The organism is Delftia sp. ZNC0008, from assembly GCF_000799035.1.
GTDB lineage: Bacteria > Pseudomonadota > Gammaproteobacteria > Burkholderiales > Burkholderiaceae_C > Comamonas > Comamonas tsuruhatensis.
In genome coordinates this window covers 1-15,980 of record NZ_JTKZ01000521.1, presented here as the reverse complement: position 1 = coordinate 15,980, position 15,980 = coordinate 1, and the positions used below count along the sequence as shown (strand labels likewise).

15 protein-coding genes are annotated in these 15,980 nt (G+C 66.5%); 4 read left to right on the top strand and 11 right to left on the bottom strand.

Annotated elements, in window-relative coordinates; all coding sequences use genetic code 11:
- The 6 genes from L995_RS17675 to L995_RS33880 form a co-directional block, all read right to left on the bottom strand.
- On the bottom strand, nt 1-2,327 hold a 2,327-nt coding region (locus L995_RS17675; protein ID WP_047472811.1), incomplete at its 3' end, for a YgiQ family radical SAM protein.
- 75 nt (nt 2,328-2,402) lie between these two features.
- Complete coding sequence (locus L995_RS17670) at nt 2,403-3,395, bottom strand: AraC family transcriptional regulator (RefSeq protein ID WP_017403934.1); 993 nt, start codon at nt 3,393-3,395, stop codon at nt 2,403-2,405.
- Between the two features lie 108 nt (nt 3,396-3,503).
- Nucleotides 3,504-3,707: a hypothetical protein gene (locus L995_RS17665; RefSeq protein ID WP_047472810.1), complete on the bottom strand. Its 204-nt coding sequence runs from the start codon at nt 3,705-3,707 to the stop codon at nt 3,504-3,506.
- On the bottom strand, nt 3,704-5,440 hold the full coding sequence (locus tag L995_RS17660) for an FAD-dependent monooxygenase (protein WP_047472809.1): 1,737 nt from the start codon (nt 5,438-5,440) through the stop codon (nt 3,704-3,706). Before L995_RS17660 ends, L995_RS17665 begins: the two co-directional genes overlap by 4 nt.
- Before the next feature lie 108 nt (nt 5,441-5,548).
- The gene (locus L995_RS17655) at nt 5,549-6,415 is read right to left on the bottom strand and encodes a helix-turn-helix transcriptional regulator (RefSeq protein ID WP_047472808.1); all 867 of its coding nucleotides are present in this window, start codon (nt 6,413-6,415) and stop codon (nt 5,549-5,551) included.
- A 181-nt stretch (nt 6,416-6,596) separates the two neighbouring features.
- Nucleotides 6,597-6,767, bottom strand: coding sequence for a hypothetical protein (locus L995_RS33880; protein ID WP_016447134.1), 171 nt, complete (start codon nt 6,765-6,767; stop codon nt 6,597-6,599).
- A gap of 196 nt (nt 6,768-6,963) precedes the next feature.
- On the opposite strand from L995_RS33880, the gene L995_RS17650 reads away from it, so the two are divergent.
- Nucleotides 6,964-7,563, top strand: coding sequence for an IMPACT family protein (locus L995_RS17650; RefSeq protein WP_047472807.1), 600 nt, complete (start codon nt 6,964-6,966; stop codon nt 7,561-7,563).
- Nucleotides 7,564-7,584: 21 nt separating this feature from the next.
- Here the strand turns inward: L995_RS17650 and L995_RS17645 are convergent, their stop codons facing one another.
- Nucleotides 7,585-8,763 carry a M20 aminoacylase family protein gene (locus L995_RS17645; protein ID WP_047472806.1) on the bottom strand — a complete coding sequence of 393 codons (1,179 nt, stop codon included), beginning with the start codon at nt 8,761-8,763 and terminating at the stop codon, nt 7,585-7,587.
- Nucleotides 8,764-8,773: 10 nt separating this feature from the next.
- Nucleotides 8,774-9,757 carry a tripartite tricarboxylate transporter substrate binding protein gene (locus L995_RS17640; protein WP_047472812.1) on the bottom strand — a complete coding sequence of 328 codons (984 nt, stop codon included), beginning with the start codon at nt 9,755-9,757 and terminating at the stop codon, nt 8,774-8,776.
- A 134-nt stretch (nt 9,758-9,891) separates the two neighbouring features.
- On the opposite strand from L995_RS17640, the gene L995_RS17635 reads away from it, so the two are divergent.
- On the top strand, nt 9,892-10,794 hold the full coding sequence (locus L995_RS17635; RefSeq protein ID WP_047472805.1) for a LysR family transcriptional regulator: 903 nt from the start codon (nt 9,892-9,894) through the stop codon (nt 10,792-10,794).
- 135 nt (nt 10,795-10,929) lie between these two features.
- Here the strand turns inward: L995_RS17635 and L995_RS33220 are convergent, their stop codons facing one another.
- Complete coding sequence (locus L995_RS33220) at nt 10,930-11,127, bottom strand: hypothetical protein (protein ID WP_156136092.1); 198 nt, start codon at nt 11,125-11,127, stop codon at nt 10,930-10,932.
- A gap of 103 nt (nt 11,128-11,230) precedes the next feature.
- Nucleotides 11,231-11,521: a hypothetical protein gene (locus L995_RS17630; protein ID WP_231574459.1), complete on the bottom strand. Its 291-nt coding sequence runs from the start codon at nt 11,519-11,521 to the stop codon at nt 11,231-11,233.
- Nucleotides 11,522-11,815: 294 nt separating this feature from the next.
- Here L995_RS17630 and L995_RS17625 point away from each other — a divergent pair, with 294 nt between their 5' ends.
- Nucleotides 11,816-12,310 carry a hypothetical protein gene (locus L995_RS17625; RefSeq protein ID WP_047472803.1) on the top strand — a complete coding sequence of 165 codons (495 nt, stop codon included), beginning with the start codon at nt 11,816-11,818 and terminating at the stop codon, nt 12,308-12,310.
- A gap of 237 nt (nt 12,311-12,547) precedes the next feature.
- Entirely contained in the window at nt 12,548-13,972 is a 1,425-nt protein-coding gene (locus L995_RS17620; RefSeq protein WP_047472802.1) for a dihydrolipoyl dehydrogenase, read from the top strand.
- Nucleotides 13,973-14,000: 28 nt separating this feature from the next.
- Here the strand turns inward: L995_RS17620 and L995_RS17615 are convergent, their stop codons facing one another.
- Nucleotides 14,001-15,821, bottom strand: a complete 1,821-nt coding sequence (locus L995_RS17615) for an ABC transporter ATP-binding protein/permease (protein WP_047472801.1) — start codon at nt 15,819-15,821, stop codon at nt 14,001-14,003.
- Nucleotides 15,822-15,980 lie beyond the last annotated feature (159 nt).

Below are 15,980 nucleotides of genomic sequence, written 5' to 3'. Positions count from 1 at the left end.
CCGCGTTGTGCCTGCGCCTTGCCCGGCCCCGCACTCTTGCCACCGGCCTTGTTGAGGGCATAGGCCTTGCCCTGCTGGGAGACCACGGCACGCGCGGCCACGCCCGTTCCCTGGGTGCTGTTCTTGCGGCGCGCGCTCCGGTAGCCGCCATCGACCAGGGGCTGGAAGGTGGGGATCAGGTGCTGCTTGCCGTTGCCGATGAGGTCGGCACGGCCCATGGCCTTCAAGGCCTCGCGCAGCAGCGGCCAGTTGTTGGGGTCGTGGTAGCGCAGGAAGGCCTTGTGCAGGCGGCGGCGCTTTTCACCGCGCACGATGTCCACCGACTCCTCGTTCACGTCGCGCATCTGGCGACGCACCTTGGTGAGGGTGTTGCGACCCGAGTGGTACATGGCCGTGGCCGTGGCCATGGGGCTGGGGTAGAAGGTCTGCACCTGGTCGGCGCGAAATCCGTTCTTCTTCAGCCAGATGGCGAGGTTCATCATGTCCTCGTCGCTGGTGCCCGGGTGGGCGGCGATGAAGTAGGGAATCAGGTACTGCTTCTTGCCCGCTTCCTCGCTGAACTGCTCGAACATCTGCTTGAAGCGGTCATAGCTGCCTATGCCCGGCTTCATCATCTTGGTCAGCGGCCCGGATTCGGTGTGCTCGGGCGCGATCTTCAGGTAGCCGCCCACATGGTGCTGCACCAGTTCCTTGACGTACTCGGGCGACTTCACGGCCAGGTCGTAGCGCAGGCCCGAGCCGATCAGGATCTTCTTGATGCCCGGCAGATTGCGCGCGCGGCGGTAGATCTTGACCAGCGGGGCATGGTCGGTGTGCAGGTTCTGGCAGATGCCGGGGAACACGCAACTGGGCTTGCGGCAGGCGGCCTCGATCTCGGGGCTCTTGCAGCCCAGGCGGTACATGTTGGCCGTGGGGCCGCCCAGGTCGGAGATGGTGCCGGTGAAGCCCTTGACCTTGTCGCGGATGTCCTCGACCTCCTGGATGATGGACTCCTCGGAGCGGCTCTGGATGATGCGGCCTTCATGCTCGGTGATAGAGCAGAAGGTGCAGCCGCCGAAGCAGCCGCGCATGATGTTGACCGAGGTGCGGATCATCTCCCAGGCCGGGATCTTGGTCTCGCCCTCATGGCTGCCGTTGGCGTCGGCATAGCTGGGATGGGGGCTTCGCGCATACGGCAGGCCAAAGACCCAGTCCATCTCGGCCGTGGTCAGCGGGATGGGGGGCGGGTTCAGCCACACATCGCGCGCGGTCACGCCTTCGCCGTGGGCCTGGACCAGGGCGCGGGCGTTGCCGGGATTGGTCTCCAGGTGCAGCACGCGGTTGGCGTGGGCGTAGAGGATGGGATCGGCCTTGACCTGCTCGTAGCTGGGCAGGCGCAGCACGGTCTTGTCGCGCGGCGGCTGCTTGCCCTTGCCGCGCAGCGACGGGTTGGGCACGAACTGGATGGTCTGAACGGCGGCGACCGAGGCGCCGTCCGGCTTAGCGTCGGCATCACCCTCTTCCTTGGAGCAGGTCTGGCCCTGGGCCTCGGCCTGCTCGCTGGTGGTCATGTAGGGGTTGATGTGGGGCTCGACCACGCCGGGCTCGTCCACCACGGAGGAATCCAGCTCGAACCAGCCCGCTTCCGACTCGCGGCGGAAGAAGGCCGTGCCGCGCACATCGGTAATGCTTTCCACGGGCTCACGCGCAGCCAGGCGGTGGGCCACCTCGACCAGGGCGCGTTCGGCGTTGCCGTACAGCAGGATGTCGCACTTGCTGTCCACGACGATGGAGCGGCGCACCTTGTCGCTCCAGTAGTCGTAGTGGGCGATGCGGCGCAGGCTGCCCTCGATGCCGCCCAGCACGATGGGCACGTCCTTGTAGGCCTCGCGGCAGCGCTGGCTGTAGACGATGGCCGCGCGGTCAGGGCGCTTGCCGCCCACGTCGCCCGGCGTGTAGGCATCGTCGGAGCGGATCTTGCGATCGGCCGTGTAGCGGTTGATCATGGAATCCATGTTGCCCGCCGTCACGCCCCAGAACAGGTTGGGCCGGCCCAGGGCCTTGAAGGCCTCGGCGCTTTGCCAGTCAGGCTGGGCAATGATGCCCACGCGAAAGCCCTGTGCCTCCAGCACCCGGCCGATCACCGACATGCCGAAGCTGGGGTGATCCACATAGGCGTCGCCCGTCACCAGGATCACGTCGCAGCTGTCCCAGCCAAGCTGTTCCATCTCGGCCCGGCTCATCGGCAGGAACGGGGCCGTGCCGAAGCGCTTGGCCCAGTAAGGACGATAGCTGGTCAGCGGCTTGGCGGCGCGATGGAAGAAGGAAACGTCAACGGGGGCGTTCATGATGGGCGGTTCGGCTTCTGGGAGCCTGTGCGGAAGGAACCGGCCAGTGTACGTTTCGGCACTCAACCCTGCTGGTCAAGGGTCTTGCTCCAGCCCCCTGATACGGCCTTCCTGCTGCTGCCAGCCCGACCTCTTTGCGGCCTCCTGCGCCAGCCAGGCCTTGGGCGTGTGCCCGGACCAGCGGCGAAATGCCCGTGCAAACACCTTCGGCGAGTCGTAGCCCGCGTTCTCGGCGATGCGGGCCGATGACAGCCCGCCGGCCTCCATCTGCTGGGCGGCCAGCGCCATGCGGTGCGCCGTCAGATAGCCGATGGGCGTGGCACCCACCAGCTCCTTGAAACGCATGCTGAAGCGGGTGCGCGACATGCCGGCCTCGATGGCCAGCGTCTCCACGCTCCAGGCCCGCTGCGGTTCGCGGTGCATGCACACCAGGGCACGCGCAACACAGGCGTCGCCCAGGCCCCGCAGCCAGCCTTCGCCAATGGCAGTCTCGCGCGCCAGGTGCTCGCGCAGGATGTTGACCAGCAGCAGCTCGCCCATGCGCGCGGCCGACAGGCGCCAGCCCGGGCGCCGCGCCAGCGTCTCCAGCGTGAGCGACTCCATGGTGGTGGCCAGGCAGCCGGCCAGCGGCAGGTCGCTTGCCCGGATGTGGATCAGCGGCGGCAGGATGCGGAACACCGAATGACGGCAGTAGGCGGAAAACCACAACAGGGCCGAAAACATGTCCGTGGCCTCGCCGCCGCCGCCATGGCTGAAGACCAGGGGATTCTCGTCCCGCGGTCCTTCGGCGTGGCGGGCGATCATGCGCGAGAACAGCTCGCTGGCAACGTCCATGTCGGACGCCACCACATGCGCGGCGCCCATGGGCAGCATGACCAGATCGCCGGGCTCGACCCGCAGCGCCGGCATGCCCTCCACCTGGATCCAGTAAGGCGCGCCGCGCGCCATGCGGATCATGGCGCCGGTGACGCCCGTGGACTTCAGGCTCCACGGCGCCGTCAGCGCAAAGCGCGCCGTGACGGCGCGCTCCGAGCGGCAAATATCGAGAACTTCACTGAGTACATCCATGGCTCGCGGGACCCTTGTTTTCGGGCCGATGTTAGCCAGTGCCGGCCATGCCACGGCCCGTCGGCACCCCGACAGCGATAGCGGTTTTCCCTGGAGCGCGACTACGCACTAGAGATCCTGCTGCGCCGCCTGCACCAGCTCCGAGAACACGGACGCGCTGCCCAGCCGTTCGGCCGCCAGCAGCGCCAGCTTGACCAGGAACAGCTCGGACCGCTGCGGGCCCGCCGTGTCGATGGCTGTGGCCAGCTGGTCGTAGACAGTTTCCAGGCCGGCGATTTCGAGGGTGTGGGGTGATGTCTGTTCTTGGCTCATGCCGGAACTCCTTGCGTGCAGGTGGCGTTGTCGATGGCCGATTGCAGGCGCCGGGCATCCAGCGCCAGCCAGCGCGCGCAGACATGCTGATCGGGCCGCAGCAGATAGGCGGCACCAGGCGGGTGCCCTGCCGGCACGCCATGGCGTGCACGGCAGCGGCCATCTGCATCGGCCAGGGTCAGATCGGCACCCTGGACCGGCTGCGCGGCCGCCTGGCTGGAGATGGCCACGATGCGCAGGCCCACGCCACGGCCGCGCGCCATCCTGGCAACTTCGCACCACTGTGCAGGCACGGGTGTGCCATCGGTGAAATACAGCAGGTCGAATCCACCGCCCAGGTGGTCCAGCAGATAGTCATCGGGCCCCAGGCGCAGGTTCAGCGGCGGTGCGCCATGGCCAGGGCCGGCTTCAAACAGGTGGTTGTCGTCATCCGCGCTGTTGAGCGGCGAGTGCGCGTATTCGTGCGGCCGGGAGGTGCGCCAGTGGTACAGCGGCCGCACGAATTCCTGGGTGAGCGACAGCGACAGCACGGTATCGCGCAGCAGCCGGAAGCCGCGCGAGGGCGGCGCCATGAAGCGCGTGCTCTTGCCGGCCTCTTCGACAATCTCGCGCGCCGCGCCCACGCGCTCGCCGCTGTAGCTGTCCAGCAGCCTCACCGGCGCCACGCCGCGCGCCACCAGGGCCAGCCGCCAGGCCAGGGCCTGGGCATCCTGAAAACCCGTGTTGGCACCGCGCACGCCGAAGATGGGCAGCATGTGGGCCGCATCGCCCGCGAAGATCACGCGGCCGTGCACATAGTCCGGCAAGGTCAGCGCGCGGGCGGAGTAGACCGAACTCCAGTCCATTTCCCAGGGCGTGCCGCCGAAGCCGATCATCTGCAGCTGCGCGTCGATGCGCGCCTTGAGCGATTCGGGCTGCAGCGCCTGCTGCGCGTCCTCGCCCGCAGGCAGTTGGTAGTCCACGCGCCAGATGCCATGCGGCTCGCGGTGCATGAGGATGGTGTTGCCGGGGTTCCAGACCGGGTCGAAGAAGGCCAGGCGCTCCGTGGGCAGTGGCAGGTCGATGCGGATGTCGGCGATCACGAAGCGGCCCTCGTACGACGCCCCCTCCATCACCAGGCCCATGGCCGTGCGTATGCCGGAGCGGGCGCCATCGGCGGCGACCAGCCAGTCGGCCTCCATCGCATACGGGCCTTGCGGCGTGTCCACTTGCAGCCGCGCCTTTGCGGCGGCGCCGCTGCCGACCTGCTCCACCCGGTCCACGCGGTTGCCCCAGCGCAGCTCGATCAGCGGATGGGCCAGCACCGCATCGACCAGGTATTCCTCCAGGTACTGCTGCTGCAGATTGGTCATGGGATGGAAGCGATCGTCCTCGCTGTGCGGCGCCTCCATGCGGAACACGCGCTGCCCCCGGTAGAACGAGTTGCCACAGCGCCAGGGCAAGGCGTTCGCCATGACCCGCTCGGCCACGCCCACCTGCTGCAGGATCTCCATGGAGCGGCGCGTGAAGACGATGGCGCGGCTGCCTTCGGACACCTGCAGTTCGGACTCCAGCAGCACGCAGCGCTGGCCGTGGCGCGCCAGCTCCAGCGCCGTGGTCAGCCCCACAGGGCCCGTGCCGACGATGACGACAGGATGGCGCTGCACCCCTGGATGCTGCGAAGGCAGCCAGGGCTGGTGCACCCGGTACCGGTAATAGATGGAGTGCCGCGGCTGGGCATGGGGCTGGTGCATGGATGTCTCCGTCTTGCGTCTTGCGTCTTTGTGAGGCCGCAGTGTAGGCAGCCCCCGCTCCGGCAATGTCCCCGGATGGGGACAGACAGGACCCTACAGCCCCCAGGCTCAGGACAGCGCCTCGGGCTCCATCAGCAAGGCAAACAGCTCGCGCTGCCCCTGCACGCCCAGCTTGCCGCAGACGCGCTTGAGATAGGTCCGGGCACTGGCCACCGTGATGCCCAGGCGCTGCGCCAGCCGCTCGGTGTCCAGCCCCTCGACCACGCAGCGCACCACATCCATATCGCGTTGCGTGAGATGCGCAAAGCGCCGCGCCAGGCGCGCCAGCACCAGGCCCGCCAGATCGTCCTGCAGGGCCTGGCCCGCGTAATGCAGGCGCATGGCCTGCATGACCAGCGGAGCAAAGGCCTCGATGCGTGCAATGGACTGCGGGTCAAAGCCGCCGTGCTCCTCACCCCGGTACAGATTCACCGCCAGCCAGCGTGCGCCGGTCTGCAGGGTCAGCAGCGAAAGCCGCTCCACCAGGCGGGGCAGGTCATAGCAGACACGGCGGTACTCGGGATGGCTCACGTCCGAAGGCTTCTGGCGATGGAGCCAGACGCGCGCTGGCGCCTGGGGATTGCGCTGCTGCCGCGCCAGCTCGGCCTGCATCACGCGCTGCGCGCCGTCCAGTGGATAGAAGCGCTCGCTGTAATCCTGGGAAATCAAAGGCAGTGCGCCTGTGCGTGCCCGGTCCCCGAACCCCACGATGCGCGGCCGAGATCGCCCCTGGAACGAAAAGATCGTGCACTGCGCCAACGGCACATGCCGGCCCAGCAGGTGCAGCAGCTGCCCGGCCACCTCGTCGCTGCTGGCGCTGGAGCGGCCCACCTGCTCCAGCAGCGCCGTCACATCGCCCAGCGGCACAGGCAGGCTGGCATCGCTGGCGCAGGCAGGTGCCAGCAGCCAATGGCTGCGGACGGTGTCATTGCTCATGGGTGCGGGAACAGGCCGTGGCAGGAATGCAAAAAGGCCGGTGCATTGCGCAGCCGGCCTGGGTGAAGATGTTGGAATGATAAATCCAGCGCAGCGAGGCCATTGCCTGCTGCGTTCCTGTCGGCGGTCGTTGGAGCCGCTCAGCCTGGCCGGATGGCCCTTGGCTGCACGGCTGCAGCCATCACCATTCGCCTACGTTGCGAATGCGCTGGTCCAGGTCCAGAGGAAGGCCGCCACCGGCGGCTTCATGGTCCTGGCCTGCCTGCTCCAACGCCATGGGCGGAGGACTGAAATGATCGCGGCCAAAGGTGTGTTCGGTGAGAACGGGATCGCGGGAAGGTGGGGTGTTCATGGTTGCGCCTCCTTGACAGAAAGCTTACTGCGAATCTTTCACGATTTCTGTAGGACAAACCTGGATGCAACCCTCTGAAGCTGAAATAACACAAGGTACGCATGCTCACAAATGTGTAGCGCTTCGTAATAAAGGCGTAATGAATCCATGCGCCAAATCCCGGGCCAGGGGCGATCGGGTAAGCTTGCCGCCCTCCATGCCACAGACACTCCGCGCACCCGCGCACAGCGAACTCCTCATCAAGAAAAGCCGTTTCATCGGCTGCGTGCAGCCCATGGCTGACCGCGCCAGCGCCCAGGCCGTGGTCGATGCGCTGCGCCGCGAGCACCCGGGCGCCGCCCATGTCTGCTGGGCGCTGCTGGCAGGCGGCCAGTCGGCTGCGGTCGATGATGGCGAGCCCGGTGGCACGGCAGGCCGCCCCATGCTGGATGTGCTGCGCCACCAGGACCTGGAAGGCGTGCTGGCCACCGTGGTGCGCTACTTCGGCGGCGTCAAGCTGGGCGCCGGCGGCCTGGTCCGCGCCTATACCGATGCCGTGGCCCAGGCCTTGCTGACCGCCGAGAAGGTGACGCTGCAGCGCATGCAATCGCTGCGCTGCGCCGTGCCCTATGCGCTGGAAGGCCTGGTGCGCCGCGAGATCGATGCGGCAGGCGCCGAGCTGCTCCAGGTCGAGCATGGATCGCTGGTGCAGTTCGATCTGCGCCTGCCGCAATCCCAGGCCGAAGGCTTTGTGGGCCGCCTCAATGAGGGCGGACAAGGACGCGTGGGCTGGATGGAGATCCACCACGGCGAGTGAAATGCGCCGGGCCGAACCCGTTCAACCGGCCACCAGAAACCGCTGCGCCAGCAGAACCCAGTACGCCGCTCCCACGGCGATGTTGTCGTCGTTGAAGTCATAGCCCGGGTTGTGCACCATGCAGGCGCCCTGCTCGCTTGCATGGCCATTGCCGATCAACAGGTAGCTGCCGGGCACGCGTTGCAGCATGAAGGCAAAGTCTTCGCTGCCCGGCAAGGGTGGCGCCTGCAGCGTGACATGTTCCGGGCCCAGCAGCTCCAGCGCGATCTGGCGCGCGAAGTCCGTCTCCTTGGGCGTGTTGACCAGCACGGCATAGCCGGGTCGCCAGTCGAGTTGCGCCTGCACGCCGAAGCTCTCGGCCTGCGCACTCACCAGGTCGCGAATGCGCTGCTCCAGCAGCCTGCGCACATCGGCATCCAGCGCACGCACGCTCAACTCCAGCACCGCGCTGTGGGCGATCACGTTGTTGGCCTTGCCCGCATGGATGGCGCCCACGGTCACCACCGCCATCTGCAGCGGATCGATGTTGCGCGAGACGATGGTCTGCAAGGCCATGACGATGCTGGCGGCCGCAACGATGGGGTCGGCCGCGCGGTGCGGCATGGCACCATGCCCGCCCACCCCGGTGAGCGTGAGCGTGGCGTAGTCGGAAGACGCCATGGCTGCGCCCTCGCGCAGCGCCAGCCTCCCTTGGGGCATGCCCGGCATGTTGTGCATGGCAAAGATGGCGTCGCAGGGGTGGCGCTCGAACAGCCCGTCTTCCATCATGCGCAAGGCCCCGCCGCCACCCTCCTCCGCAGGCTGAAAGATCAGCGTGAGCGTTCCGTCGAAGCCGCCGTGCTCGGCCAGATGCCGGGCCGCCGCCAGCAGCATGGCCGTATGGCCGTCATGCCCGCAGGCATGCATCACGCCGTCATGCGTACTGGCATGGGCGAAGGCATTGGCCTCGGTGATGGGCAGCGCGTCCATGTCGGCGCGCAGGCCCAGACGCCGGTGGCCGCTGCCGCGCACCAGCCGCCCCACCACGCCCGTGCCGCCCAGGCCGCGTTCCACCTCGTATCCCCATTGCTCCAGCTGCTGCGCGACCAGGGCGCTGGTGCGATGTTCCTCGAAGCCGAGCTCGGGGTGCCTGTGGATGTCGCGGCGCAGCTCGACGAAGGCTGCGGCCGAGCCGCGCAAAGTGTCCAGAAGGGTGTTCATGTGCGGCGTCTCACTGGGGTTGCAGGCGGATGGAGCGGGCAATGCTGCGGTAGCGGGCGGTCTCGGCCTCATAGAACTGCGCCGCTTCGGCCAGCGACATGGGCGCCGCGGCCAGTTGGGTCTGCAGGGCCAGTTGCTCGCGCACGCCCGGGTCCTTGAGCATGGCGCCTATCGCCTGGTGCAGCCTTTGCACCACCTCCTGCGGCGTGTCCTTGCGCACCAGGAAGCTGGTCCAGGTCTTGTAGGCGAAGTTTTTCAGCTCCCGGCCCTCACGCACCGTGGGCACATTCTTGAGCAGCTCCGATCGCTGCTCCCCCAGCTGGCCCAGGATCTTGAGCCGGCCCTGCTCGGCCAGCGCGCCCATGGCAGCGCTGTAGACGAGCACAGCGAAATCGACCTGCCCGCTGCCGATGTCCTGCAGCAGCGGCGCATTGCCCTTGTAGGGCGCATGCATGAGTTGTATGCCGGCGTCCTGCTGCACCTTCTCCAGGATCAGGTGGTAGAGCGAGCCAATCCCGACACTGCCGTACGACAGCGGCCGGCTGGCGCTTTTGCGGGCCAGCGCGATCAGCTCATCCACGTTGCCAGCTTCCAGGTCCTTGCGGGCGACAAACACCATCACGGCCTCGGCCACGGGATGGACCAGGCGGAAATCCTCCGCCTTGAGCCGCACGGCGGCATTGGCCAGCGGCGACAGGATCACCTCGTTGGGCGAGCCCTGGAAGACGTAGTGCCCGTCGGGCGGAGCGGCCAGCACTTTCTGCGCGGCCATGGCGCCGCTGACGCCGCCCAGGTTCTCCACGATGACCTGCTGGCCCAGGGTCTTGGACAGCGGCACGCTGAAGATGCGGGCAATGGCATCCGAAGGGCCGCCGGCCGGATAGGGAACCATCAGGCTTACGGGCCTGGAGGACGGGCTCTGCGCACAGGCCAGGGCCGCGCTCAGCAACAGGCCGGCGCCCGTCAGCCAAACGCGCTGGAACAAAAATCTCATCATGTCTCCTTGGTGGATGGCTCCGGCTCGGTCGGCCGGATACGCGGCATCCTAGGAGCCGGGTCATCGAACGTCCAATGCATTGTTGGCTGCATTAGCATGAGTTTCATGCAGACTTCAGGGCGCGAAAAATCATGACGCTGGTGCAGCTCAGGCATCTCATATCGGTGGCGCAGACCGGCTCCTTCAGCCGCTCGGCCGAGGCCATGCATCTGACACAGCCGGCCCTCAGCCGCAGCGTGCGCGCGCTGGAGCAGGAGCTGGGCATACCCTTGTTCGACCGCATCGGCCGCCACAGCGAACTCACAGCCTTCGGCCGCGAGATGCTGGGACGGACACGCGCCCTGGTGGCTGAAGCCGACGAGCTGCGTGACAGGGGGCGCCAATTGCGCGAGGGTGCGGCCGGCACCGTGCGTGTGGGCCTGGGATCGGGCCCCGGCGCAATATTGATGACGCCGTTCCTGCAGCACATGACCGTGCACCATCCCGGCGTGCGAACCGAGGTGGCGCGCGGCAGCACCGATCTGCTGGTGCACTCGCTACGCGAGCGCCTGCTCGATGCCCTGGTCGTGGACCTGCGCGCGCTGCGGCCCGCACCCGACCTTGCGCTGGACGTCGTGCACGAAATGCGCGCCGCCTTCATGTGCCGCACCGACCATCCACTGGCCCGCCTGCAGCGGGATCTGCGCTTCGAGGATGTGCAGCGCTACCCCGTCGCCTCCACACCATTGAGCGACCAGGTGGCCTGGCTGCTGGTGGAGACCTATGGCGCCACGGCCCACCCGGCGCGGTTCGTCACACTGCAGTGCGAGGAGTTGCCCAGCCTCGTGGACGTTGCGCGCAACAGCGACACCGTGCTGCTGGCCGTGCGCGCCGTCGCCCCGGACCTGGCCGAATTGCCCATGGACCCGCCCATGCGCAGCACCGCCCGCTTCGGGCTGGTCACGCTGCGTCAGCGCAGCGAGGCGCCGACGCTGGCAATCCTGCGAGGGCTGATGGTCGATTTGATGTGCGATGGCCCTCCAGCCGTCGCATAGGCAAGGCCTCTGCCCTGCCCGGCCAGGCTGAGGCCTCTGCAAGGGCTGACAAGGACCACAGGCAGCGCTTCAGCGGCGGTCTTGGGTCGGCCACCAGGGATATGCGAAATCGGCTTGAAACGAAGGCAGTTGTGCTCAAAACAGAAAATGATCATCGATCAGTTTTTGCTGGACATCTTTACCCATTCCAACCAATGAAGAATATCCACCAAAAGAGTAAATTGGATTTTCCAATGACCACATCCCTATACTATTTACTCGGACTCCACATGACCAAAAAGCCGCAATGGCAACTGACACTGCCGCTGTAAATCTTGCATATCGCTTTTTCATAAAATCACCTTTTTTGGATTTGAAATGATTTCAGGCTTTCATGGCGCACACAGGTTCTGTATGAAAGCGTGCGTCGCAAGCTGCGTGACTTCGCTTTTGCCTGTCATATAGCAGCCATCCTGGCGGTGATGGCCGCCGCGTTGCAGTTGCGCCCCGGCGACAGGCGCACAAGGTCTGCCGCACTGCCCGGCGCCAGCGACACGAAGCCTGCGGACGAGCCGTCGCTCTCTGCACAGGCGCCCACGACATGGCCGCTGTTGTTGATGTCCAGGCCTACGCATTGCGGGCCTGCCGACGTGCCCACGTCCTGCATGGGCAGGGCCTGCGCGGCCGGCAGTGCCAGCAACGCTAGGCACGCAACGGAAAAATTCAAATGCTTTGGCTGAAGGCGCATGAAGGGTTCTCCTGAAAAAGCAAAGAAGTCGTTCATGGAAATCGGGCGCCGAACAGGAAATCCGCATGGGGCTTGGCATATGCGCGCCGGTGCAGACGCTATTTCCGTGATCCGCATCCCGGCTCCACGATAGGCATCGCGGTATGGAGCCGTCCATCCGAGCAGCAATCAAAACGACAAAAACCATCAACAAAATCAAAAGCTTGCACGAGAAGCCCCCATCAATAATTGTCTCATCGGCATCCGGGATTCAGGCCATGCCATAGCGCAGCGCCATATGAATGGGGGCTCTCCATGGCAATCACACACTGCCTGACATCCGACAGCGCATGGCCGAATGGCGCAATTCGCCGCCGCTGGAGTCCGGCAGAACTGCTGGCACTCGAACGCTGGGCCGGCGTCCTGCCCGTGCAGGTGATCTGCCGCCGGCTGGACCGCAGCGAACGCTCCGTTCGCTGCCAGATGCACAGGCGCGGCCTGAGCACCCGGGTCCGCGAAGGCGTCGGGCTGAGGCAGGTCTGCGAGGATCTGCAGCTTTCTGCACGGTCGGTGAGGGCCTTCATCCTCGATGGCCGCCTGCGCCTGCACAGCGCACAGGTGCATGGCGAGACGGTGGCGCAGCTTCATTGGTCCCTGCGCCGCTGGCTGCAAACAGCCCAAAGCCGCTTGTGCCGTGTCAGCCATTTGAGGGTTACCGAGACATCCCTCAGGCGCTTTGCGCGGGAAGCGGATTTCGGCGCATCAGGCAGCCGCACGGGCGCGGCATGGCAACACTGGGCATCCGGCTAGCCCCTGCGCGGCACCGGCCGGGCCCTGGATGTCCAGCAGCGGTTTCGGCCCTTCGCCTACGACTGCCGCGAGCGCCAGCATGCAGACTGGCACGCATGTCCCATGGCAGGCGAGGCAGTCATCTCGACCATCTGTCGGCACTTCAGTCGGCACTCCCGTCGGCACACCTTTCGGCACATCCACCGGCAGCGGAGACCTCCACGGGACCTGGTGCCACAGTCAAAGGAATCAGACAGCATGAAAAACCCACCCACCACCGCCCTCGACGTGATCATCGTCGGTGCCGGCTCGGCCGGACTGTCGGCACTGCGCGAGGTGCGCAAGCACACGGAGCATTTCGCCATCGTCAACGACGGGCCCTGGGGAACGACCTGTGCGCGGGTGGGATGCATGCCGTCCAAGCTCCTGATCGAGGCGGCCAACGCCTTCCATGCACGCCATCACTTCGATGCCTTCGGCATACGCGGCGCGAGCGGGCTGCAGCTGGACCTGCCCGCCGTTTTGCGCCGCGTGCGCAAGCTGCGCGACGAGTTCGTGGCAAGCACGATCAAGGCCACGGAGGGCCTGGGCTGGCGGGCCATCGACGGGCGTGCCAGGCTGCTGGCGGCCAATCGGATCGAGGTCAATGGCAAGGTGCTGGCTGCGCGCAAGCTCATCCTCGCTCCAGGCTCCAGCCCCGTGGTGCCGGAGGAATGGAAGCGCTTTGGCAAGCGCATCCTGACCACCGACACCTTGTTCGAACGCAAGACGCTGGGCCCGCGCGTGGCCGTCGTCGGCCTGGGCCCGCTGGGCGTGGAGATCGCACAGGCGCTGGCACGGCTGGGACTGGAGGTCACCGCACTGGGACGCGGCCCGAAGCTTGCCGGCCTGTCCGACCCGAATGTCACCGACGCATTGCGGCATCTGCTTGAGAAAGAGATGACGGTGATCACCGACCATGAAGTGCAGTTGAGCAAGGGCCCGGACAGCAGCATCGTCGTGCGTGCAGGCGACACCCGCATCGTCGTGGACCATGTGGTGGCCGCCATGGGTCGGCGCCCGCAGCTCGAAGGCCTGGGCCTTGAGACGCTGGGACTTGAGCTGGACGAACACGGCCAGCCGCCCGTAAGCCGCGAGACACTGCAGGTCGGCGAGCTGCCGCTGTTCCTCGCGGGCGATGCCAATGGCGACCGCCCCTTGCTGCATGAGGCCGTGGACGAAGGCCATATTGCCGGCACCAACGCCATGGCAGAGAACGTGGCCTGCTTCGAGCGGCGCACGCCGCTGTCCATCGTCTTCAGCTCGCCCAACGCGGCCGTCGTGGGCCAGCCCATGAAGGCGCTGCTGGGGCAGGACTTCGTGGTGGGCCGCGTGGATTTCGCGCACCAGGGGCGTGCGCGCGCTGCGCAGCACAACGCGGGCCTGCTTCACGTCTATGCGGACCCGGCCAGCGGCCGGCTGCTGGGCGCGGAAATGTGCGCGCCGGCCGGCGAGCATCTGGCCCATCTGCTGGCCCTGGCCGTGCAGCAGCAACTGACCGTGCACGAGTTGCTGCGTGCGCCCATCTACCACCCCGTGCTGGAAGAGGGCCTGCGCACCGCCTTGCGCGATGCGGTGCGCCAGCTGCCCCAGCAGCCGCCCTCCGACCTGAGCAACTGCGATTCTTTGCCCATGGACGATTGATCGCGCGCGGCCCAGGGCCGCACGCGGATCAATCCTGGGGCGCGCTCTGCGGTGCGCTTACTTCCGACAGCGTCCACCCGCCATTGCCATCGACCGCCAGCGCGTGGGTATGGAAACCCGCCAGCGTGCTGCGGTGGCCCACGCTCACCAGCATGGTCGAGCGCATCTGCTCGCGCAGCAGCGTGTACAGCGCATGCTCCAGGCCCTCGTCCATGGCCGAGGTGGATTCATCGAGAAAGACGATGGCGGGCCGGTTGTACAGCACGCGCGCAAAGGCCAGGCGCTGCTGCTCGCCAATCGACAGGATGCGGGACCAATCCTGGTTGACATCCAGTTTGTCGGCCAGATGGGCCAGGCTGACCTGGCGCAGCGCCTGTTGAAGGCGCTCGTCGTCCTGCGGTGAAGCATCCATCGGATAGGCAATGGCCGTACGCAGGTCCCCCAGCGGCAGATACGGGCGCTGCGACAGGAACAGCGCCTGGTGGCCGCCCGGGCGGCCCACCGTGCCCTGGGCATGCGGCCACAGGCCGGCAATGGACCGCAGCAAGGTGGTCTTGCCGCTGCCCGAAGGCCCCTTGATCAGCAGCGCCTGGCCGGGAGTGAGCTTGAGTTGCAGGTCGCTGAGCAGGTGGTGGCCGTCCGGGCGGCTGACCTGCAGACCCTCGATGTCCAGGGCGCCGGGTTGATCTTTGTGGACGACCTGGGGCAGTTCGCGGGTCTGGGCATTGGCATCCAGAAAGCCGCACAGGCGGTCCAGCGCGGCGCGGTACTGGGCGAAGGTGTCGTAGGAGGTGCGGAAAAATGACAGCGCATCCTGCACCTGCCCAAAGGCCTGCGAGGTCTGCATCACATCACCGAGCTTGATGGCACCGCTGAAAAAGCGCGGCGCCTGCAGCAGAAAGGGAAAGACCACGGCCACCTGGTTGACGGTGAGGTTGAAGCCGTCGAACTTCAGGCTGCGGTAGACCAGCGCCCAGACATTGGCGATCAACGCCGAAAAGCGCGTCAAAAGCGTGTTGCGCTCGATGGCCGCGCCCTGGTAGAAGGCGATGTTCTCCGCATATTCGCGCACGCGCACCAGGGCGTAGCGGAAGTTGGCGGTCAGCCTCTCGTTCAGGAAGTTCAGCCGGATCAGCGGCTGGCCCAGGCGAAAGGCGATCAGCGTGGCGACGATCACATAGAGGTAGACCGCGAACACCATGGCCCGCGGAACCTCCACGCCCGCCACGGCAATCGGGGCAGACAGCCCCCAGAGAATGCCCGTGAACGCCACCAGCGAGACCACCGCGCTGACGGCACCCAGCGCCAGGGTCAGCGAGTTCGAGACAAAGGTGTTCACATCCAGCTCGATGCGCTGGTCGGGGTTGTCCACCGGCTCGTCCAGGAAGTGGCTGCGATAGTAGGCATCGCCGCGCATCCAGTCGGTGGTCACGCGCTCGTTGAGCCACACCCGCCAGCGGATGCGAAACGCCTGGTTCACATAGAAATTGAACAGCTCGCGCAGGATGTGGACCGTGGCCAGCACCGCAAAGATACCCAGGAAGCGCCAAAAGCCCTTCTGGTCCAGTTCCTGCAGCGCGCTGTAGAAGCCGTTGTACCAGTAGGAAAACAGCACGTTCATGCGCACCGAGACCAGGGCCAGCACCAGCAGCAGCGTGAACACCAGCAGCGGCCACCAGCTGTTTCTGGGGTGCAGGAACGGGCCGGCCAGCTGCCAGAACTGCCGACCCCAGCGGGTGAATCGAACCACCAGCAGCGCCACGGCCGCGAAAGCCACGACGGTGATCACTGAGGCCGCCGCCAGCCAGACCAGGCTTTCCTGCAGCGCCTTGCTCCAATCCATGTCCATGTCGGAGATCCTCGGGTTGTGTGGGTGGAGAGAATCTACTCCTGTTCAGACAGGCCGGCGGGCAGGCCTGGGCGCATGCCGGCAGCAAGCCATCTGCGCTTGCAATGCCCCCATCGCCGTTGCCGATGGGGCCGCTGCCGACAAGGCCGCTGCGCAGGA